Consider the following 20,490-nt stretch of genomic DNA (forward strand, 5'->3'; position numbering starts at 1 on the left):
CATCAGATGGGGTGCGATCAGATATCAATGACGATTGCCGGGTTGAGGGGTTTGAAATCGCCGCGGCAGGTGCTCGCGTTGACGAAAAGAGTATCGTTCCACTCCTGTTGGCCGTGATCTTCGTGAATATGGCCGAAGAAATGCAGTTTGGGTTGAAGTTTTTCAACCGCTTCCAGCAAATCGGCGCATCCGACGTTAGCGATGTCGGTGCCAGTCGGAACCCGGTCCAGAATGCCTGCTGGTGGCCCGTGGGTAATCAGGACATCCGTGTTGGCGGGAATCAACGACCAACGTTCCGCCATGGCCTCTCCGCGAGGACGGTTAAATGCCCAGTCGAAGAATATCGGCGTCCAGGGACTGCCCCAGAATTTCAGCCCTTCGACGGTGATTCCACTGTCCTCCAGGTAGGTTGCGTGGGTAACCCGCTCCCGGGCCTCCTTTGGGTCGGTCTGAAAGACCCAGTCGTGGTTACCGGCAATCAGAATCTTGTGACGATGGGGTAGGGTGCCTAACCACTCATTCAGCTCTTCCAGCTCCGTCAGCGTTCCCGAACCCAGGCAGTCACCGGCATGGATCAGCAAGTCACCCTCGGGCACTTCTATCTCTCGATGCATACTGTGGGTATCAGAGATGCAGACAATTCTCATAGTGGCTTGGCTCCGATTTCGGATGCTGTAAAAGTTTACCCTGTACGGTAGAAGCGGTTTCAACCGCGACGGGCCAGAATTACCGGGCAGGTTGTTGGCCCCGGGTCATCTGGCGATTGCGATAACGTCGAGTAGTCGGATCCGGTCCAGAGTTTCCTGCTTTTCAGCTCGCCATCGTCCGGCCAGTGCCAGGATTTGTTTCATGGCTTTTTCTGGCACAGCGGCAGCAAGATAAGAGTTTGAAAAGGCGTCGATAAAATCGATCCGGACGCACAGATCCTGGAAGTGCCCCAGCATCTCTTGCCGCTTTTTTAGTTTCTTGAGAGTGGCTCTGAAGACGGGCTTGTCGAGCTCTGCCAGATATCGGATTCGCTTGACCATTTTTCGGATCTTATGGACGTCAGCGTCAGCTGTAGTGCTGGAAAGCTGCTGTAGAAGCGTATTTTGGTGGGTTACCCGTTGCTCCAACACTTTCTGGATGGAGTCGCTTCCCAAGCCGCCGAGCAGTTTCTTAAACTTTTCTGACTTTATAAAGCCGCGCCACTGGGTGAGATCCTGACGATAGGCTCGGGTCTTCATCTTATCGCTCAGGCGTTTATGTTCCTCACGAGCCCAGACTTGGTAGAAAGTCTGTACCCGCCCCTCGCGCAGGGCCTGTGTGCAAGTCGGGTGCTGCTGTAGCGCCAATTCGCCGATGAATACATCCAGATATCTCAAACGGCTGGTGGCCTGACCCCAACGCTTAAGGGCTTTGACGGCTTTTTTCAGGCTTTTGTCATCGGTCATATCGAGGAGCGATTCGGCAATCGCCCGGCTGCGACGAATATTGATGCGGTACTGGTGTAGAAATTCCGGATCGTGGCCTGCCATCACGCCTGCTTCGAGTGCCCTGACCAGGTGATATTGGTGTTCCAGTATTAACGGCACACGGCGCGGCAGCGCGAGATGCTGGATTTCCGGCGGGCGCGGAGCTTTGCGTTTGAACAGTTTATAGCTGGCAACTTTAGGGGTTAGCTGATTAACAACCTTGCCGCTGTGCTTGCGGATCTTTCCCCAGGAGTTTGTTGGTAGTTGAAGATAAAGCGCAGCCCCGGTGGGTAACCGATTGGGCGCATCCCCGGCCAGGCGACGTGCCAGCTCAAGCAGCGCCGGATTGTGCCCAATGAGGGTGATGCTATGCCCCAATTTACCATTCTGGGCCAGCCAATCCATCAAATCTTTAACCTCAAAGGTGTAGAGATCATCCCGCAGGTGCACCCGCTGGGCCAGAGCTTCCCCGGGCAGATTTTCCATCAGCCCCTCTATGGTTTCCCGTGTGCGACATGCACCACTGACATAAATCGGCCCATCCAGAGCACCAAGCTTCAACAGAGGCGCGGCAATGGCTGCCACCTGACGTCGCCCCCGGGGATTGAGCGGGCGATCGCGATCACCCAGAGTCTCATCTGACCAGCTGGATTTGGCGTGGCGTACCAGGTACAGGTGCTTCATCAAGGTGCTCGCTTGGAAAGAGTTGGCCCAACACTGTTCCAATGCTATACCCCAAAAGGCATGAACTGCCAGCCGTTGCTTGCGTGGGCCGTCCTGTGGTTTACACTGCATACTTGATATTAACGTTAACTTTTCAGAAGGGTCTGATTTTGGAGTCCAGCAAAGCGGCGCATTCCCAAAAACTCCTGTTGTTCAATCTGGCGGGCCAGAAGTCCTTCGCCATTGGTACGCTGAAAATCCGGGAGATCATGCCTTTCGTGCGGTTGACCAAGCTACCTCACAGCCACTTCGCAGTGATTGGTACCACTTCGTTTCGCGGTGCGGCGCTGCCGGTGATTGATATGGCGGCGGCGGTGGGGTATCCCCCGCTCAGCGATGAAGAGAAGCGCAAAGGTTCCATCATTGTGACCGACATTCAGCGCAAGGAGATCGGTTTTCTGGTGCGAAACGTCCGGAATATTGTGGAGGCTGACTGGAAAAATGTCATGCCGCCGCCCTCGGTCTTGGGTAACCGGGCATTTGTTACGGGTCTGATTGATATAGAGGGCGAGATCATCCAGTTATTGGACGTCGAATTGCTGTTGTCGATGGTTTATCCCGCGTCTGTGGACGTGACGGATGTGGTACTGAGCGATGTGGAAGGCGAGTCTTTGAACGCCCAGAGCATCCTCCTGGTTGATGACTCTCACGTGGCTCGTAAACAATTGTCGGATATGCTGGATAGTCAGAATATTTCCTACCAGGTAACCACGAATGGTCGGGAGGCGCTGGACATTATGCTGGCTGCTGCCGATACCAGCCAACCCATTGATATCCTGGTGAGTGACATTGAAATGCCGGAGCTTGACGGCTACGAACTGGCCTTTAATATCCGCGACAATGCCGCCCTTAAGCAGCCCTACATTATTCTTCATACTTCGTTGAACAGTGAGATGAGCCTGAGTTATGCCAATCAGGTGGGCGCCAATGAGGCCCTGACCAAGTTTGACGCAGAGGAATTATTGCAGGCCATGCTCAGGGGTACACAATCGACGGCCAGGGACACGAGGGCGAAGCAATGAATGCACTTATGATAAACGTGTTAAGTATCGTGGCGGGCTGCCTATTGGCCTTTCTGGCTTACTGGATCATCTCGCGGCCCGCCTTCGGCGAGCTGTTGCCATCGGCGGCGCCATGGTTGGCGGCCGCCCTGCATTTTGTCATCGGTGTTCTATGGGCTCGCAAGAAACTGGGCCTCAGTGGGGAGACCGAGGTCCAGTAATCAAACTTACCCGCTGGACGCCTTATTGTCGGGTTTACGTGGGTTCGCTTTGGTGGCCGCAGGCTTTTTCCGCGCCGCCGCTGGTTTGGTTGTGCGCCTGATCGGTATGGGCGGGGCGGGCTCATTTTTCAGATAGGACCCGGGTGCTGGCTCAATGATCGGCAGCTCTGCTTCACCAGGCTGACGGGCGTCAACTTCGCCTCCGCTGAATTGCTCCACCCACTTGGCCCAATCTGGCCACCAGGAACCCTCAAATTCCGAAGCGCTTTTCAGCCAGTCCTCAGGATATACCTCGGGTGCCTCATTGACTCGATAGCCATATTTCTTCTGGGCCGGCGGATTGATGATCCCGGCGATGTGGCCTGATCCCCCAAGCACAAAGCGAACCGGGCCACCCAGATATCGGGAACCCTGGTAAGAGGAGACCCAAGGCGCTATGTGATCTTCGATGGCGGACGCAAAATAGCTGGGCACCTTAACCTTCGCGAGATCAATGGGTATGCCCGCCAGCTCAATACCCCCGGCTTCTTTCAACCGGTTGTGCAGATACATGTTGCGCAGATAAAAACTGTGCATGGCGGCGGGCAGCCGGGTGGAGTCCGAATTCCAGTAGAGCAGGTCAAAGGGCGGTGTATCCCGACCCAACAGGTAATTGTTTACGTAGAAGGACCAGATCAGGCTGTTGGCGCGCAGCATGTTAAAGGCCGCAGCCATTGAAGAGCTATCGAGATACCCCTGTTTTTTCATGGCTTTTTCGAGTTTCTTTATCATGTCTTCATCTATGAAGACAGACAGGTCACCGACGTCGGAAAAATCCAGCAGGCTATTCAGGAAGGTGGCGCTCTTGACCCGATCGTCCCCCTTCGCGGCCAGCCAAGCCAGGCTGCATCCTAACAACGTGCCACCGATACAGTAGCCGACTGTGTTGATCTCCCGTTCACCGGTGGCTTTCTCGACGGCGTCCAGGGCAGCTACCGGCCCCTCCAGCATGTAATCTTCAAAGCCTTTGTGAGCATGGGTCTTACCGGGATTAACCCAGGAAATCACAAAGACTGTGTGCCCTTGCTCAACCCAATACCGGATGAAAGATTTCTTCTCTCCCAGGTCCAGGATGTAGTATTTATTGATCCAGGGCGGCACCACGAGTAGCGGCCGACGGTGAACCTTGGCGGTGGTGGGCCGGTACTGGATCAGTTGCATCAGATCGTTCTGGAATACCACATCACCCGGTGTATTGGCGAGATTCTCACCTACCGTGAAGGCATCCGGATCGGACATGCGGAACGAGACCTGACCGTCGGCCAGGTCCAGATCACGCAGAAGATTGGCCAGCCCCCGCAACAGATTGCGGCCCCGGGTTCGGACGGTGGCACGCAGAACTTCCGGGTTGCTGAAAATAAAATTACTCGGCGCCAGAGCATCGGTCACCTGGCCGGTGAAGAAACGCAGCTTGCGCTTGTCCTGCTCGTCCAGATCCCGAACATCCTCAATCGTGTCCATGACCCACTGGTTCGACATCAGGTAGGCCTGTTCGATGAAATTGAACATGCCCGGTTCATGCCACGCCTGGTCCCGGAAGCGTCCATCGCCCCGTTCCGGTGCCGTGATTCTCAGCGGTTCCTTGCTGACCAGGCTGGTGAGTGCCCCGGAACTGAGAATCGTGACATTCTGAAGCAGTCGTATTTGCGCTGAGATCAGGGTGTCGGGTTGAGTGGCCAGTTTGCCGGACAGGCGGAAGAACGGTTTTACAATGCTCTTGAGACTGGCAGGATTGGGGCGGCCACCTTTGAGGCGCCGAACCACGGAGCGCGCCAGCAACCTGCTGCCATGGCGGCTGGCGCGCACGAGTGATTTGCCCACAACATTGGGCTCAAACCCGTCAGTAGTAGTTGTTTTGACAGCTTTTGCAGACATCGAGGTGTGCTCCGCTATTACATGTAAACGCCGCCATTGACGTTAATTTGTTGACCGGTGATGTAATCACCTTCAGCCGCAATAAACACGACGGCCCGGGCGATTTCTTCGGGTTGACCAAAACGCCCCATTGGTACTCGCTCCATGATTTTTTCACGGATATGTTCAGGTACCTGGCCCAGCATTTCGGTTTCGGTAAAGCCCGGCGCGATGGCGTTGACGGTGATATTGTATCTTGCCATTTCCAGCGCGAGGGTTTTGGTAAACGCGATGATGCCACCTTTGCTGGCCGCATAATTGGCCTGGCCAAAGTTACCTGCCTGCCCGACAAAGGACGTGATATTCACGATGCGGCCGAACTTCTGCTGCATCATGATCTCAAGCACTTCAGAACAGGTGGCGTATACGCTTCCGAGATTGGTGTTGAGAACGTCGTTCCAGTCGTCGTCAGTGAGCTTTTTCATGGTCTTGTCGCGGGTGATCCCCGCATTGTTGACCAGAATGTCTATCCGGCCCCACTCCTGGTTCACTTTACGAATCAGATTTCTGGCAGCGGTCATGTCAGATAGATCGGCCTGAACCGCCATCGCCCGGCCACCTAATTCCTCAAGCTCTTTGATGGTGGCGTCCGCTTCTTCCTGCCGGGAACGGTAGTTGATGGCGACATCCGCTCCGCGCTTGGCAAGCAGGAGCGAAATGTGCCGGCCGATACCGCGAGAACCACCTGTTACAATGGCGACTTTTCCTTTGAGGTCCTGCATTTCATTCTCCCCTTTGTTATTTTTTAACTGCGTGGGGCGCCGGTGTCCAGAGGCCGGACGCCCTCATTTCAAGCTAGCAGAGCAAGGGGGTACTCACAAGGAAGTTCCGTGATATCGGTGGTTACGAAGCTCTAATAAATTTCTGCAGGCGAGGCGAGATATCTTCCCGCCAACGGCGACCGTTGAAGGTCCCGTAATGACCGACGCCTGGCTGGAGGTGGTGAACCCTTCTTGAGTCCGGCACATTGCTGCAGAGGGTGTGGGCGGCCTTGGTCTGGCCAGGGCTTGAGATGTCGTCCTTTTCGCCTTCTATCGTCATCAGTGCGGTGTTCTGGATAGCTGCCGGGTTGACCAGGCGGCCACGGTGCTTAAAGCAGCCCCGGGCCAGTTGGAATTCCTGGAAGACTCGCTGGATGGTATCCAGGTAGTAGGTTTCCGGCAGATCCATGACTGCCAGATACTCATCGTAAAAGTCCCGGTGTCGGGTGACTTCCTCGGCATCGTCATCGCGAATGGAGCGGAACAGACCGCGATAAGCGTCCACGTGGCGGTCAAAGTTCATGTTGATGAATCCGGAAAGCTGCAAAAAGCCCGGGTAAACCCGACGCATGGCACCAGCGTAAGGGACGGGTACCGAATAGATGAGATTGCGTTTGAACCAGGAAAGGGGGTGCTTGGTTGCCAATTCACAGGGCGCCGTCGGGTCAACGCGGCCGTCGATAGGCCCACTCATCAGGGCCAGTGACCTCGGGGCGGACGGGTGCTGCTCTTCCGCCATGATGGCGGTGGCAGCCAGTACCGGAACCACTGGCTGACAGACGGCCAGTACATGGGTGTCTGGCCCAAGGTGGGCAATGAAATCAATTACATAGTCTATATAGTCGTCCAGTCCGAAACTGCCCTCGGTGACCGGAACCATACAGGCGTCGCGCCAGTCGGTGATGTAGACATCATGCTCTGGCAGCATGGCTTCCACAGTGCCCCGCAGCAGGGAAGCGAAATGGCCGGAAAGAGGTGCCACGATCAGTAGCTTAGGGTCGTTCGGACGTTCGGTCTGACGGTCAAAATGCTTGAGCTGTCCGAACGGTTTGCGTCGGGCAATACGCTCCCTGACCTGGACCGTTTCGCCGTCGCAGACGGTGGTATCGAGATTAAAGGCTGGCTTCGGATAGCGACGAGTCAGATCACTGAACACGCCGAATGCCGAGGCCATGCTACGGCTACCCGGAATGCGGGATACCGGGTTTAGTGGATGACGCAGCAGGGAGCTTTGAGCTTTGGCTATTAAACGCATCGGCGTCAGGGCGGTACGGCTCATTTCGTGGGCATAATACATCATAGACAAAATCCTGCTTATAAAATGAACAGTCTACGCTCATTCCGGCCCCCTAACCACAGAAGCCAGCGAAGCGAATGAGCGGTGTGTAGGCCAGTCTGCCGCTTTTAGGGTGTTTGAGCTAGCCAGAATTAAACCGATGAGCTAAAGCAAACCACCAAGCTGGAAGTAATTCGTGTACTTCCTGTTTGCTCGCAGAGCAGGCCCGAGGCCTGTATGTTTAGAGACTGATGCCTGGTTAGACACGATGAGTCATAATTCGGGTAATCGTTATCTAACGGGTAGACCGACTTCCTGTGGTGGAACTGTGAAAAAACTACTTCTGATCTGTGGTCTGGCCTTGCTGGTGGCGGCCCTTGTCAGCACTGTCTCCAGGCCAATGCCGGTAGAACAGAAGTTGATACGGGTTCACGCCAGTGATGTGCTTGAAGACTTTCCCGCTATTGAAGAAGAGTCTGTCGAGGTGCAAGCAGCTTTACTTGATCTCGCCGATGACCCACTGCTGCGCCTGAAAGCGAAGTCTGCCTTCCTCCGCTATCCTGAAATGGCCCGGGTGATTTTTCCGCTCTACGGGGCTGAACCGGAGTTCCAGGACATTCTGAGGGGTTATGGAGAAAACATACTGCCGCCGATTCATCATTTTGTCAGCCGCCCCATCGGTTCTATCGAGCTCATGAACAGGACGGCACAAAAATATCAGGTAGTTAAAGAGTTCTTTACCGGGAGCCCGGAAGGTCAAACCTCCGAACAGCAGGTTCAGAGGCAGCCGGGTGAACTTTCCCCCGAGGAGCGTGGCTGGTACGCCGTCAACTTTATACAAAGTGAGGGTCATGACTTTCTGGGTCAGTTCATTGTTGATGCTGACGGTGACACCCAATGGGTTGGAACAGAGCGGGTGCTGGAGGGGTTGAACCAGTTTTTCGCCAGTGGCGTTCGTAATCTGGAACTCAGCTACCGCTCTGGGGAAGAAGTTTCGGCCGGTGATATTGGCTGGGCCTCGGTGGATGTGCTGGTATTTGCCAGTGCATTGAAAGTGCTCCGTATGGGACGTGCGGCTGCGGTGACTACCAAGGGTGCAAGCCGGGGCACCCGCACCGCCGCCTTCGCCGCGCGCGTGACACACAGTGGCAGAATGGTGCTGAGCAGCGCCCGGTACGCCAAGTGGCCGGTAATTATTGGCGCCGGCTACCTCGTCATCGCTCATCCCAGCCTTATCAATGACGCGCTGGCGGGTGTTGCCGAGGTGCTTGGTTACCCAGCCTGGGCAGTCCAGTTTCTGGGCTGGCTGCTGATCCTCATACCTGCACTCTACATTGGCAGTTGGCTATTGTGGCTGGTAGCACCGATTATTATGGCAATTCTGCGGAGCCTTATTCTGAGCGTTGCCTGGCTGAGTGGTCGCAGCCGACGGGGTTCCGGGTATGGGCAGCTTTAGATCCGAGGCACCGTAGTTGTAATACGAAATGTGTGCGAGCCGCTCGAGCTCAGTGATAGGGTTAAACGCTGATCAAACTAACCACCGCCGCAACAGGGAGGTTGTCTGCACTATGAACTGGCTTCTGGTTCTTCACATCGTGGCGTTGCTGTTCTGGACGGCCCTGCTGGTGTACCTTCCAGCGTTGCTGGCCGGAACTGTTTATACCGCTTCATCCTCCGTTGCTGATATAGAAGACAGTGTTGCAGCCCGAGAAGGACTTCCCCGCCTGGTCTTTACCCATATCGCCACACCGGTGGCCCTGCTCTCCATTATCGCCGGTACACTGGTATTCGTGGTCCATTACAATATTGGTATCTGGCTGGTGGTCAAGCTCAGCCTGGTGGTGTTGCTGGTGATTAATCATACCTTGCTGGGCGTATTGATCATGAGAGCGGAGGCCGCTAATGGCAAGCCGGTGCGAAGGTGGTGTCTGGTCTCGGCCCTGGTGACCTGCATTTTAATAGCGGCAATACTCTGGGCGGTACTCGCAAAACCCGTTTTTGAGGGTGCTTCATGAAGTCCGTTGGGCAAGCAGGCCTTGCTCCTTTGTCAGGGACTGTGCCGACGTTCAGCCATCTTGTCGGGAGAAACGCCCACGGCGTGATCGTAGACCAGCTCGCCGCCCAACAAACTGGTGATAGTGATCAGAAATCCGGTCAGCAGCGAAAGATAAAGTCCCCAAGGCAGAATAAGCGCCTCCGGTTCGCCGACCCTGATAAACCAGTTAAGAGTCGCGATGGAGAGCAGCATCACCGCCAGCAATGCGTGACACCATGCAGTAATCAATCGGCGAATCTGTTCTACAATGACGAGATCCAGCAGTCCGACCGAGCCAGACACCCAACCCCCGGCCATGCCTATGCCTGCCAGCCAGACTCCAGCGCGAGCCCAGAAAAAGTCTCCGGTCAGCACATAGCCAATATCTGTGGCGATGAGCAGCAACAGGGCAGCTACCGGGAAGTGGATCAGCATGGGATGGATCGGATGACCCAAAATCGACATGCGACTTACGATTTGTTCCTTGGCCATGGTCATCCTTTAAAGGTGCACGAGCGAAACAGGAATTACTGGCAATCGGCTGTAAAAAGAGTAACAGCCTTAACTGGTATTGGCACCAGCGGATTGCTTGCTGGGTGTGAGGGCGCGTTTTCCATCCTCGCGCCTGCGGGACCTAATGCGCATTCCGCCGCCTGGTTATGGTGGGGAATGTTTGGCTGGTTCACTCTGGTGCTGGTAGTGGTTATCGCACTTTGGCTTTATGCCATCCGGCGTTCGCCCACGGCCACCTCAGAAGCCCGCGCAGGCCAAGTCCAGAAACGCTGGATTATCTGGGGCGGCCTGGTACTGCCAATCACCAGTATGGCGGTGATTCTGGCGCTTGGCATTCCCGCAGGACACCGGATGCTGCCGTTGCCGCTTGAGGAAGGGCAAGCCCTGAGAATAAACGTGACCGCGCATCAGTGGTGGTGGGAAGTGCACTATCCGGAGTCGGATATCACCCTGAAGGATGAACTGCACATTCCCGCCGGTGTACCTCTTGATTTGCATCTCACGAGTGCGGACGTCATCCATTCGTTCTGGGTGCCACGATTGGGTGGCAAGCTGGATATGCTGCCGGGCCGCACCAATGTACTGAGGCTGCACGCCGACGAGCCTGGAACCTACCGTGGCCAGTGTGCAGAGTTTTGCGGCACGCAACATGCTCACATGAAATTTACGGTCATCGCTCACAGCCCTGAGGATTACCAGACCTGGCTCAGGCAGGAGGCTAGCGATGAGTAATTTGCCAGAGCAGGCCAACCGAGAACGGCAGGAAGAGCTGGAGCATGTCTGGGGCAACTTGCCCGGTTGGGGGGCGCTGGCGGCAGTCAACCATACCTCGGTAGGGTTCCGGTTCATGGTCACCGGGATGGCGTTCTTTCTGATCGGCGGCGTGTTGGCAATGTTGATTCGCACCCAGCTCGCGTTGCCTGAACAGGAGATTATCGGCGCGGCCCTCTACAACCAGATTTTCACCATGCACGGCACGGTGATGATGTTCCTGTTTGCCATCCCGGTACTCGAAGGTGTGGCCATGTACCTGGTGCCCAAGATGATCGGCACGCGGGATTTGGTCTTCCCCCGGTTAAGTGCCCTGGGCTACTACTGCTACCTGTTTGGCGGGGTGATTATCCTGTCCAGTTTGGTGCTGGAGGTAGCACCGGACGCCGGTTGGTTTATGTATACACCCTTGAGCAGCAACACTTATTCGCCGGGGCCAGGCTCGGATTTCTGGTTGCTGGGCATTACCTTCGTGGAAATCTCCGCGATTTCGGCCGGGGTGGAACTGGTGGTATCAATCCTGCGCACCCGGGCTAACGGCATGTCACTCAACAAGATGCCGATCTTCTGCTGGTACATACTGGCGATGGCGCTGATGATCGTTTTCGGTTTTCCGCCGCTGATTTTGGGCAGTATATTGCTGGAGCTCGAACGGGCGGCTGGCTTTGTTTTCTTTGAAACCGCCGGCGGTGGTGACCCGCTGCTATGGCAACACCTGTTCTGGTTATTTGGCCACCCGGAAGTTTACATCATCTTCCTGCCCGCAGCGGGGATCGTGTCCACGCTGATTCCGGTGTTCGCCCGCCATCCGCTGGTGGGTTACCGCTGGATTGTGCTGGGCATCATTACCATGGGCTTCATCAGCTTTGGCCTGTGGGTACATCACATGTTTACCGTAGGTATACCGCAAATGGCCCAGGCATTCTTCTCGGTGGCCAGTATGCTGGTGGCGATCCCCACGGCCATCCAGATTTTTGCCTGGCTGGCGACCCTGTGGCAGGGAAAGGTGGTGTACCACTTGCCGATGCTCTGGATCATCGGCTTTCTCGTGGTGTTCGTGTGTGGCGGATTGACCGGGGTGATGCTGGCGCTGGTGCCGTTCAATTGGCAGGTGCACGACACTCATTTTGTTGTCGCGCATATGCATTACGTGTTGGTGGGTGGCATGCTGTTTCCGTTGATCGCCGGTTTCTATTACTGGTTGCCCCATGTCTCTGGCCGCATGCCCTCGGACAAACTGGGTCGTTGGGGGTTCTGGCTGTTTTTCGGGGGCTTTAATGTCACTTTCCTGCTGATGCATCTGACCGGGCTGCTGGGCATGCCCCGGCGGATCTACACCTACGAAGCCGGGCTGGGCTGGGACTGGTTGAATCTGGTGTCTTCCATCGGCGGCTTCATCATGGCTATCGGCGTGGCAGTCATCATTGTCGATATCGTTCTACATTTCCGCTTCGGGCGCCGTGCGGAACAGAACCCCTGGGGCGCGGATACCCTGGAGTGGGCCATTCCGATGCCGGTGAACGCCTATAACTTTTCCAGCCTGCCGGATATCACCACCCGTCACCCGATGTGGGAGAACCCTGAGCTTGTAGAGAGCATTGCAGCAGGTGAGCATGGTCTGGCGGAAGTACAGAACGTGCGGCGGGATATTTACGGCTCCGACGCCGTGACCGGAAAGATTCGGGAAGTCGTCCACCTGCCCACCAACTCCTGGCTGCCGTTGTTGACGGCCGCGGTGCTGGCGGTAGTGTGCATCAGTCTGCTGGTTAAAGTTTACTTGGTTGCTCTCGCAGCCGCCGTGGTGGCGCTGGCTCTTGTGCTACGGTGGGGCTGGGATAACGGTGCCCATCCCCGGGCTGCGCCGGTGCGCGACGATGATCCCGTAGATCCACCGCTGCACTCCCGCACCTGCGACGGCCCCGGGCTATGGGGCATGGTGGTCAGCTTGATGGCCAACGGCACGCTGTATGTCTCATTGCTGTTTGGTTGGTTCTATCTCTGGACCGCCGCGCCTCAATGGTCGACTCCCGAAGAGGGCCGGGTGGCATTGTTTCCCATGGTGACAAGCGGGGTGCTGCTGTCGCTGGCAGTGATGATCTACCGCAGTGCCGTCGCCGGTTTGCGCAAAGGTCAGGCTGACAATCTGGCTCTGCGGCTCTGGGGCTCGGCCGCTCTGGGGTTGGCCCACTGGTGCGTTTTGGTCTGGGTGCTGCTGGCGTCCGGGTTGCGGCCCACAGAGCTGGCCCACGATGCTGTACTGACGGTGGCGTTGTACTATTTGCTGCTGCATAGCGGGCTTGCGGTGGTCTTCACGATATTACAGGCATTGCGGGTGAAGCTGGGTTTTGTCGGCGCTAAATTGCCTTATGAACCCGTCGTGATTCAGCCTTTCTGGGTGTATACCCTGGGCGTTTTCTGGCTCAGTTTTGCCGTCTTCCTGCTGCTGCCGATGGCATGGGGCGTATAATGAGGCCGTCCCCGTTCCATCCAATTAACCTGGTGTTGGGGCTGCCCGGAATACTCTTGCCGCCATGTGTTTAAGTGGTCGTATCAGGCAGTGGCTTATTGTTGTCCTGCTTTGCCTGAGTACGCCTGCTGGTGCCCATAGCGTGCTCAGTGCAGGGCGCGCGGAGCAGTTCACCGCCTTGCTCGGCCTGGTCATCTTCGGATTGGTCTGGTTTGTCTATCTGGTCGGCGCCTGGCGGGTAGTACCTACCTGGCTGCAAGCTCTGGTTTTCAACAGCACCATGATCCTCAGTTTTCTCGCCCTCTGGGGACCCCTGGACCACTGGGCGGAAACCAGCGCTGCAGCTCATATGGTGCAGCATATGATGTTCATGGTAGTGATTGCGCCTTTGTGGGCGTTGTCTCAGCCTTTACCTCAACTCGCGTCGGGAAGCGGAAGAGTGCTCGCTCGGGTGTGGCAACCTATGCTCAAGCTGGTTCAGCATCCGGTTTATATGGCCTATCTTCACGGCGGGATGATCTGGTTCTGGCATATCCCCCGGTTTTACGTGTTGGCATTGGAGAATCCCTGGTGGCACCTGGTGGAACACGGGTGCTTCCTGATCTCCGCGGGCCTGTTCTGGTGGGCGGTATTGAAAAGTGCCCAGCGCACGGTGGGCTGGGCTTTATTTGCACTGCTCTTTACCCTGATGCATACCGGTTTCCTGGGGGCGATGCTCACGTTCGCTCAAAGCCCTTTATACGGAGCCGGTCGTAGCTTGCAGGATCAGCAATTAGCAGGGTTAATTATGTGGGTTTTGGGGGCTATACCGTATCTGCTTGCTGCCAGTTGGGTAGGGTGGCGAGGATACTGGCAAATGCAACGCCGGTGGGGCGGCTGATCGTCGGGTGGATCAGCCGCCCTCAGGTTTTCCCGGTTACAGTTTATCGACGGCGCTCTGGCGCTCCCAGAAGCGCAACTGCTTACACCCTTTCAGGAACCCTGTTGCCTCTTTGGCCGAGTTGATGGGTATACAGCCCCCGTCCAGCATGTCTTCAAGTCCGGTAGACTCGAACAGTGGCATGGCCTCTTTCGAGTAGCCAATGAACTTACAGTGGGCAAAGGCATCGTTGACAAAATCTCTGGCAGGACTGTGCTTCGCCAGTATGTCCTTCTTCTCTGCGCCGGGCATCAGAACCACGGCATCGAACAGCACCGAAGGCCCGCCATCCACTTTCTCATCAGCCGGAATGTGCGTACCGTCACTTGCCTTGATACCGCCAATAGTCGGAGCAACCACTACCAGCGATGCGCCTTCTGCTTCTACGGCTTTTTTCAGACCTGCGAACAGCTTGGCATCGACGCCATCTGTGGTTAAAACGCCAACCCTGCGGCCTTTGAAGCTATCAGGACCGTTTTTCAGGATGCTGAGTTTGTCGGATGCAGGCAGGTCTTCCCGCGTCGGCATAGCCGCTTTGGCGGCCGGGGGCAGTTTTTCAATGCCCAGGCCGGTTGCGACGGTTTGGGCAAGATCCTTGTCCATATTGAGCAGGTGGGCAACCATCCGGACCCGGATATCTTCACGCTCGACTTTGCTGAGTTCAAACACAAACGCGTCAGCCATGTGTTCCTGTTCAGTTTTTGTCTGGCTGATGTAGAACTGGCGACCCTGGCTGTAATGATCGGAAAACGTCTCCGAACGGACTCGCTGTTTCTCGCCCTGGATCTGTTCGGGGTAGCTGTGGAAGCCAGTCTCCGGGTTCTCTCGAGGACCGCCCTCATCGCCCCAGCTATTGGGTTCGTAATTCGCCCGGCCGACCGGATTGTGCATCGCCATGTGGCCATCCTGTTGGAAGTGACGCATTGGGCACTTGGGGGCATTGATGGGGATGTGAGTGAAGTTCGGTCCGCCCAGGCGTTTAGTCTGAGTATCCAGGTAGGAGAAGTTACGGCCCTGCAGAAGCGGGTCGTTGGAATGATCGATGCCCGGCACAATGTTCTGGGTGCAGAAAGCGACCTGCTCCGTTTCGGCGAAGAAGTTCTGCACCGTCCGGTTGAGCACCATCTTGCCGATCGGCTTGACCGGAACCTGTTCCTCGGGAATCAGCTTGGTCGGGTCGAGCACGTCGAACTCAAACTGCTCGGCAAAGGCTTCGTCAAATATCTGGACCCCCAGTTCCCACTCGGGGAAATCGCCACTCTGGATGGCTCCCCACAAGTCGCGACGGTGGAAATCCGGGTCCGCACCGTTGAGCTTCAGGGCCTCGTTCCAGACCACAGACTGTAAGCCCAACTTGGGCTTCCAGTGGAACTTCACGAATTTCGACTCGCCCGCCTTATTCACAAAACGGAAACTGTGGACGCCGAAGCCTTCCATGAATCTCAGGGAGCGGGGAATGGTGCGGTCTGACATTGCCCACATCATCATGTGCATGCTTTCTGGCATCAGGGTGACAAAGTCCCAGAAATTGTCGTGGGCGGACTGAGCCTGAGGGAACCCACGGTCGGGCTCCTGTTTGGCTGCGTGCACCAGATCCGGAAACTTCATGGCATCCTGGATAAAGAACACCGGAATGTTGTTACCGACCAGATCCCAGTTGCCCTGCTGGGTATAGAATTTCACCGCAAAGCCGCGCACGTCCCGAGGAACATCCGCTGAGCCCTTATTACCAAGGACGGTGGAAAATCTTACGAAGACCGGCGTTTGCTCACCGGCGCGCTGAAAAATGTCGGCGCCGGTAAGCTCTGACAGGCATTCGTAGTTTTCGAAGTAGCCATGGGCACCTACGCCGCGCGCATGGACAACCCGCTCCGGAATACGTTCATGGTCAAAATGGAAAATTTTCTCCCGCATGACCTGATCTTCCAGCAGGGTGGGGCCTCGCGCGCCAGCCTTCAGGGAGTTCTGGTCATCGGCAACAGGTGCGCCTTGCTGGGTGGTAAGAGTATCTTCTGGACCTTTAGCTTGCTGGTGAAGTTCTCCGCCGGTTCCGACGGCAAAGGGACAGCCTTGATTTTTGGTCGACATTTTTTGGCTCCTTGGTTCGTTAGATGGCTCTAACTGCGTGATGAAAGCCATGGTTGGGTATGACACCCGCTATCGGTAGCCGATAGCAGGTGTCTCCCCGGATATACAGATAGCTCGCCTTTGGTGATGCCAGGAAGACAGGCCATTGGGCAAACATTGCGGGCTGGGTGAACTGATCTCTTAATACCAGACCATTAAATCAGAGTCCTCGAATGTTGGAGTTAACCTGTGTTAATTACCCCCTCGCGCAAATACTGTTTATTTCCTACGCTTAATTTGAACAACCAAGGGAGGTAGGTCATCCATGTTTCAATGGCTGAGTGATAACAAAGACTGGATCACAACGCTTACTAACATCGGAACACTGCTGGTGTGGCTGTTCTACGCCCAATTGCTTTACAGCGGGTATCGGCGCCAAAGGCGACCCCGGGTGTTGATTAACCGAGGGGTGGGCGGTGAAGGGCTGGATTCTCCATGCCTCATATGCAATATGAGCGAGGAAGCGGTTTATGTGTATTTCATTCTGGTAATCCTCGAAACGTCCGAAGAATCGATCCATGTTCCGGTGACCGACTGTGAAGTCGATGCAATGGGAGACAACACCAGTGCGTTGAGTGCCAGAACCAGACAGGGGCCTGTCGAGTCCGGTAAATACCTTGAACTGCTGTCCTATCGTCTCCTGTTGGAGCGCGCTGCCAGAGTAGGCGGGATTGAGCTCAAGAACTCTAAACCGGTGAATACGGATATTGAACTCAAGGCCATCGAATTTCACGTAGTGTGTATCTATGGTTCCGACGACGATGCATTCGGCGCCGTCCGACGGTTTGAGCTGACAGAGAACGATGCCGGAGAGCTCACCCTGACCCCCGAGTCTATCGACACTACGCACAGGACCTCTCGGCGATACAAGCAACAGGTTCGTCAGTGGCTGAAACGTTATGCGACATAAAGTTAACCAGATGAAAAACTGGAGTGTGGACAGGTCGGTTTAACCGTTGGAGGGCGACTTAAGCTGACGCCCTCCAGCCAATTTAACAATCCCTCGTTAAATTGACGGGTTTATTCGGTCATTTTATCTTTTGATCTGGATTTTGGACCGCTCTCCAGCTCTTCTTTGCTTACACTGCCATCGTCGTTACGATCGTACATCTGCAGCATATCGCCACTTTGTTCTTTATCGCCCATGGTGTTAGAGCTTCCTGCTGCAGTATCACCAAAACGGTTGAGCTCGTCTTCGTCGAGCTGGCCATCTTTGTTCTGATCGAGGCTGTCAAAATCGGGGCTCTGTGAAGATGTTCCGGCCTGAGCGGTTTCTTTTGACTCGCCAGGTTCGCCGGTAGTGCCGATGGATCTGTCAGTGGACTGGTTAGTGCTGGCTTGCCCTCCGGCATCATTGGGTCCAGAGCGTGTCTGGCCTGTAGTTTGTGGGTTGTCATTACCCATGCTGGTGCCTTGCGCCAGCAGTGGCGTTGAGATCAGAGCTGTTGAAATAGCTGTTGAAATAAGCAATTGCTTAAACATGGTTATTCCCTGTTTGAGTTTAAAATCCGGGCACTTGTCCCGGCGACACCACTACTCTCGCAAGGTACGTGCCAGGCGGCGATATTAGTGAGGTATTTTAGGGCTCATCAGTCTTATATGTATATTATTATCAATATGTTATATAGTTATTGATGGAGCGTCCTATACGTGATCAGAGGGGCAGCGCCACCAGCCTGACTACTGGTAACGACTGGTGGCATGTCATATTTTCCTGTCCGTTACCCAAATTTACCGAATCATTATGCTTGGCGCCGGTACACCCTCCCGCGACCTATTTCAGCTTATAGGCCAGTACGTAATCCCCGATGGTTGTCCCAATCGAGCCGTGCCCCCCGGCGACTTGCACTACCATTTGCTCACCCTGACTGTTCAGGTAGGTCATAGGTGTTGCTTGACCGCCTGCTGGCAAACGTGTTCGCCAGATCTCTTCACCGTCGGTCAGGTTATAGGCACGTAAATAGTTATCCACGGTAGCCGCGAGGAAAACCACGCCTCCACGGGTGATGATGGGGCCGCCGATGCCGGGTACGCCCAGTTCCAGTGGTATCGGGATCGGAGCCATGTCTTCCACGGTACCGTTTTTGTGTTTCCAGATGATCTGGCCTGTGCGCAGGTCTGCCCCGGCCACATAACCCCAGGGAGGGCGCTGGCAAGGTATGTCCAGGGGAGACATCAGTGGCTTCATCTCCACTGCGTACTGCGCCCCGGCATTTTCGTTCATGCCCTGTTCACCCTGATTGGTAGGGCCCAGGGGCGTGTCGTCATCTTTCGACACCAGCCGCTGTATAAACGCCATGTACAGGGGCATGCCAAACATCACCTGGCGTTCCGGATCAACAGCAACGCCGCCCCAGTTGAATACGCCGAAATTGCCTGGATAAACCAGGGTGCCCTGGACCGACGGTGGTGTGTAAATACCTTCATATCTAAGAGACTGGAATTTGATGCGGCAAACCATCTGATCAATGGCCGTGGCGCCCCACATATCGGACTCTTCCAGCGCCGGTGGGCGGAAGCTCAGTCCGGATACCGGTTGGGTCGGGGCTGTATGGTCGCCTTCGATGGCGCCTTGGGGTGCGGCCTGTTCCGTAATCGGTATCAATGCCTCGCCAGTTTTCCGGTTGAGTACGTACACATCGCCCTGCTTGGTGGGCACCACCAGCCCCGGCTGCAGACCTTGTTCAGTCTCGATATCCACCAGGCTAGGCTGGGCTGGTGTGTCCATATCCCAGAGATCGTGATGGACAAACTGCTGCACCCACTCCACCTCTCCGGTTTCGAGGCTAAGAGCGACCACCGACGACGAATAGGTTTCTTCTTCGGGGGTGCGATACATCCCTAATTGGTCCGGGGTGCGGTTACCCATGGGGAAATAGACCAGCCCGAGCTCTTCATCGGCGCTGGCCACCGCCCAACTGTTCGGAGAACTGGTGGAGTAGGTTTCGTTCTCACCGATAGGCTGGGTTTGGTCCGGATTTGCTGGGTCCCAATTCCATACCAGTTCCCCCGATTTCACGTCGTAGGCGCGAATAACGCCGGACGGGGAGTTGATGGCGTAGTTGTCATTGACGGCGCCAGCGACCACCACCACGCCATTTGCCACCACCGGTGGCGAGGTAGAATAATAAAAACCGTCCTGTGTGTGGGGCATGTTGTGCAGCAGGTTCAGCGACCCGTCATCGGCAAAGTTACTGCAGCGGGCTCCGGTAACCGGGTCCAGGGCCAGTAGCCGCGCATCGGAGGTGGGCAGGAAGAGTTGAGAATCGCATTCTACACTGGCCTGACCTTCTGCGGGTGACTGGAGAGTCTCGACCTCAGGAATGTCCTCCAGACCGGCACTGGGCGGAAGGTAAGACACGCCCCGGCAGGTCTGATGCTGGCGCTGACTTTCCATTGGCACTTTTGCGTCGTAGACCCAGCGTTCCTCGCCGGTGTCCGCATCCAGGGCCACCAGCCAGTTATGGGGGGTACACAGGTAAAGGGTGTTGCCTACTTTCAGGGGGGTGGCTTCGTACGTGGTCTCGCCAACGTCATCGGGCCCTTTGCGGTCACCCGTCTGATATTCCCAGGCAAGCTCCAGCCCAGTGATATTCTCTGGCGTAATCTGGTCGAGGGGCGAGTACCGCTGGCCTAGATTGCTGCGGCCATAGCTGAGCCAGTCGCCCTGCGGTACTTCTCCAAGAGGCGGATTTTGAATCACGGAATCGGTAGTGAGTTCGCCCTCAATGCGATGAGCATCGTAGGGAATGCTCGCGACAGTAAACAATCCCACTGCAACCCAGGAGATGGCAAGCATGGCAGTGCCCTGACGGCCCTGTCCGCGGGCTGGGAGCAGTAACGGGATCGCCAGCACCAGCAGCACGCCGAGCCGCGACGCCAGAGGCCACCAGTCGAAACCGGCTTCCCAATAGGCCCAGATGGCTGTCGCCACCAAAAGCAGCGCATAGAGCATTTGCGCAGTGCTACGCCGGGGTTTTAGCAGCAGGCCAACGACGATCAGGACGACCCCGGCGAGAGCGTAGTACCAGCTGCCGCCAAGTGAGATTAACCATACACCACCCCCCAAGAGGGGCAGGCCAAACAGAATGAGAAGTATCGTCCATAAAATCATGTTGGTTTTTCCTTGCGCCATCAACCCATAGTGACCACCATATCTTACATCTTGGTGTTGCTCAGAGAATTCTTACGGGTTCAACCTCCTGCCCTGACGTTCGAGGTAGTGCACGCTGAAATGCTGTTGCCGATCCGTCCAGACAGCACGGCTGG

The 20,490-nt window shown here is 55.9% G+C and carries 17 protein-coding genes; 8 read left to right on the forward strand and 9 right to left on the reverse strand.

Annotation, left to right across the window (positions count from 1 at the left end; genetic code table 11):
* Positions 1-17 precede the first annotated feature (17 nt).
* Both WEB64_RS12835 and WEB64_RS12840 read right to left on the reverse strand, forming a co-directional pair.
* Positions 18-647, reverse strand: a complete 630-nt coding sequence (locus WEB64_RS12835; protein ID WP_368059847.1) for a metallophosphatase domain-containing protein — start codon at positions 645-647, stop codon at positions 18-20.
* 105 nt (positions 648-752) lie between these two features.
* Positions 753-2,138, reverse strand: a complete 1,386-nt coding sequence (locus tag WEB64_RS12840; protein ID WP_368059849.1) for a CHAD domain-containing protein — start codon at positions 2,136-2,138, stop codon at positions 753-755.
* A gap of 146 nt (positions 2,139-2,284) precedes the next feature.
* On the opposite strand from WEB64_RS12840, the gene WEB64_RS12845 reads away from it, so the two are divergent.
* Both WEB64_RS12845 and WEB64_RS12850 read left to right on the forward strand, forming a co-directional pair.
* Positions 2,285-3,199 (forward strand): chemotaxis protein, encoded by a 915-nt coding sequence (locus tag WEB64_RS12845; protein WP_368060813.1) that lies wholly within the window; start codon positions 2,285-2,287, stop codon positions 3,197-3,199.
* A gap of 8 nt (positions 3,200-3,207) precedes the next feature.
* A complete protein-coding gene (locus WEB64_RS12850; RefSeq protein ID WP_368059851.1) occupies positions 3,208-3,399 on the forward strand; it encodes a hypothetical protein in 192 nt (63 codons plus the stop codon).
* A 6-nt stretch (positions 3,400-3,405) separates the two neighbouring features.
* Here WEB64_RS12850 and WEB64_RS12855 read toward each other — a convergent pair whose 3' ends face one another.
* The 3 genes from WEB64_RS12855 to WEB64_RS12865 all read right to left on the reverse strand — a co-directional run bounded on the left by WEB64_RS12855 (position 3,406) and on the right by WEB64_RS12865 (position 7,413).
* On the reverse strand, positions 3,406-5,313 hold the full coding sequence (locus WEB64_RS12855) for a PHA/PHB synthase family protein (protein WP_368059852.1): 1,908 nt from the start codon (positions 5,311-5,313) through the stop codon (positions 3,406-3,408).
* 17 nt (positions 5,314-5,330) lie between these two features.
* Positions 5,331-6,074 carry a 3-oxoacyl-[acyl-carrier-protein] reductase gene (gene fabG, locus WEB64_RS12860; protein ID WP_368059854.1) on the reverse strand — a complete coding sequence of 248 codons (744 nt, stop codon included), beginning with the start codon at positions 6,072-6,074 and terminating at the stop codon, positions 5,331-5,333.
* A 121-nt stretch (positions 6,075-6,195) separates the two neighbouring features.
* Entirely contained in the window at positions 6,196-7,413 is a 1,218-nt protein-coding gene (locus WEB64_RS12865; RefSeq protein ID WP_368059855.1) for a polyhydroxyalkanoate depolymerase, read from the reverse strand.
* A gap of 304 nt (positions 7,414-7,717) precedes the next feature.
* Here WEB64_RS12865 and WEB64_RS12870 point away from each other — a divergent pair, with 304 nt between their 5' ends.
* A complete protein-coding gene (locus WEB64_RS12870) occupies positions 7,718-8,845 on the forward strand; it encodes a hypothetical protein (RefSeq protein ID WP_368059857.1) in 1,128 nt (375 codons plus the stop codon).
* 112 nt (positions 8,846-8,957) lie between these two features.
* On the forward strand, positions 8,958-9,404 hold the full coding sequence (locus WEB64_RS12875; RefSeq protein WP_368059859.1) for a CopD family protein: 447 nt from the start codon (positions 8,958-8,960) through the stop codon (positions 9,402-9,404).
* 32 nt (positions 9,405-9,436) lie between these two features.
* Here the strand turns inward: WEB64_RS12875 and WEB64_RS12880 are convergent, their stop codons facing one another.
* On the reverse strand, positions 9,437-9,922 hold the full coding sequence (locus WEB64_RS12880; RefSeq protein WP_368059861.1) for a DUF2231 domain-containing protein: 486 nt from the start codon (positions 9,920-9,922) through the stop codon (positions 9,437-9,439).
* On the opposite strand from WEB64_RS12880, the gene coxB reads away from it, so the two are divergent.
* From coxB to WEB64_RS12895, 3 genes are all read left to right on the forward strand, one after another.
* On the forward strand, positions 9,872-10,669 hold the full coding sequence (gene coxB / locus WEB64_RS12885; RefSeq protein ID WP_368059863.1) for a cytochrome c oxidase subunit II: 798 nt from the start codon (positions 9,872-9,874) through the stop codon (positions 10,667-10,669). The genes WEB64_RS12880 and coxB overlap by 51 nt on opposite strands.
* Complete coding sequence (gene ctaD, locus WEB64_RS12890; protein WP_368059865.1) at positions 10,662-13,175, forward strand: cytochrome c oxidase subunit I; 2,514 nt, start codon at positions 10,662-10,664, stop codon at positions 13,173-13,175. The genes coxB and ctaD overlap by 8 nt, the downstream gene beginning before the upstream one ends.
* Before the next feature lie 64 nt (positions 13,176-13,239).
* Positions 13,240-14,055, forward strand: a complete 816-nt coding sequence (locus WEB64_RS12895) for a cytochrome c oxidase assembly protein (RefSeq protein ID WP_368059867.1) — start codon at positions 13,240-13,242, stop codon at positions 14,053-14,055.
* Between the two features lie 36 nt (positions 14,056-14,091).
* Here WEB64_RS12895 and WEB64_RS12900 read toward each other — a convergent pair whose 3' ends face one another.
* A complete protein-coding gene (locus WEB64_RS12900; protein WP_368059869.1) occupies positions 14,092-16,182 on the reverse strand; it encodes a catalase in 2,091 nt (696 codons plus the stop codon).
* Between the two features lie 304 nt (positions 16,183-16,486).
* Between WEB64_RS12900 and WEB64_RS12905 the strand changes: the two genes are divergently transcribed.
* A complete protein-coding gene (locus WEB64_RS12905) occupies positions 16,487-17,131 on the forward strand; it encodes a hypothetical protein (RefSeq protein ID WP_368059871.1) in 645 nt (214 codons plus the stop codon).
* Positions 17,132-17,241: 110 nt separating this feature from the next.
* Here WEB64_RS12905 and WEB64_RS12910 read toward each other — a convergent pair whose 3' ends face one another.
* Together WEB64_RS12910 and WEB64_RS12915 are read right to left on the reverse strand one after the other, a co-directional pair.
* The gene (locus WEB64_RS12910; RefSeq protein WP_368059873.1) at positions 17,242-17,703 is read right to left on the reverse strand and encodes a hypothetical protein; all 462 of its coding nucleotides are present in this window, start codon (positions 17,701-17,703) and stop codon (positions 17,242-17,244) included.
* A gap of 292 nt (positions 17,704-17,995) precedes the next feature.
* Complete coding sequence (locus WEB64_RS12915; RefSeq protein ID WP_368059875.1) at positions 17,996-20,335, reverse strand: membrane-bound PQQ-dependent dehydrogenase, glucose/quinate/shikimate family; 2,340 nt, start codon at positions 20,333-20,335, stop codon at positions 17,996-17,998.
* Between the last annotated feature and the right edge of the window lie 155 nt (positions 20,336-20,490).

This window comes from Marinobacter sp. (assembly GCF_040882185.1).
Taxonomy (GTDB): domain Bacteria; phylum Pseudomonadota; class Gammaproteobacteria; order Pseudomonadales; family Oleiphilaceae; genus Marinobacter.

What these genes read in the sequence shown, in the direction of transcription:
- WEB64_RS12910 (WP_368059873.1), bottom strand. Translation starts at nt 17,703, where the DNA reads ATGTTTAAGCAATTGCTTATTTCAACAGCTATTTCAACAGCTCTGATC.
- WEB64_RS12835 (WP_368059847.1), bottom strand. Translation starts at nt 647, where the DNA reads ATGAGAATTGTCTGCATCTCTGATACCCACAGTATGCATCGAGAGATA.
- ctaD (WP_368059865.1), top strand. Translation starts at nt 10,662, where the DNA reads ATGAGTAATTTGCCAGAGCAGGCCAACCGAGAACGGCAGGAAGAGCTG.
- WEB64_RS12905 (WP_368059871.1), top strand. Translation starts at nt 16,487, where the DNA reads ATGTTTCAATGGCTGAGTGATAACAAAGACTGGATCACAACGCTTACT.
- WEB64_RS12840 (WP_368059849.1), bottom strand. Translation starts at nt 2,138, where the DNA reads ATGAAGCACCTGTACCTGGTACGCCACGCCAAATCCAGCTGGTCAGAT.
- WEB64_RS12875 (WP_368059859.1), top strand. Translation starts at nt 8,958, where the DNA reads ATGAACTGGCTTCTGGTTCTTCACATCGTGGCGTTGCTGTTCTGGACG.
- WEB64_RS12915 (WP_368059875.1), bottom strand. Translation starts at nt 20,335, where the DNA reads ATGATTTTATGGACGATACTTCTCATTCTGTTTGGCCTGCCCCTCTTG.
- WEB64_RS12855 (WP_368059852.1), bottom strand. Translation starts at nt 5,313, where the DNA reads ATGTCTGCAAAAGCTGTCAAAACAACTACTACTGACGGGTTTGAGCCC.
- WEB64_RS12850 (WP_368059851.1), top strand. Translation starts at nt 3,208, where the DNA reads ATGATAAACGTGTTAAGTATCGTGGCGGGCTGCCTATTGGCCTTTCTG.
- WEB64_RS12900 (WP_368059869.1), bottom strand. Translation starts at nt 16,182, where the DNA reads ATGTCGACCAAAAATCAAGGCTGTCCCTTTGCCGTCGGAACCGGCGGA.
- coxB (WP_368059863.1), top strand. Translation starts at nt 9,872, where the DNA reads ATGACCCAAAATCGACATGCGACTTACGATTTGTTCCTTGGCCATGGT.
- WEB64_RS12880 (WP_368059861.1), bottom strand. Translation starts at nt 9,922, where the DNA reads ATGACCATGGCCAAGGAACAAATCGTAAGTCGCATGTCGATTTTGGGT.
- WEB64_RS12865 (WP_368059855.1), bottom strand. Translation starts at nt 7,413, where the DNA reads ATGATGTATTATGCCCACGAAATGAGCCGTACCGCCCTGACGCCGATG.
- fabG (WP_368059854.1), bottom strand. Translation starts at nt 6,074, where the DNA reads ATGCAGGACCTCAAAGGAAAAGTCGCCATTGTAACAGGTGGTTCTCGC.
- WEB64_RS12895 (WP_368059867.1), top strand. Translation starts at nt 13,240, where the DNA reads ATGTGTTTAAGTGGTCGTATCAGGCAGTGGCTTATTGTTGTCCTGCTT.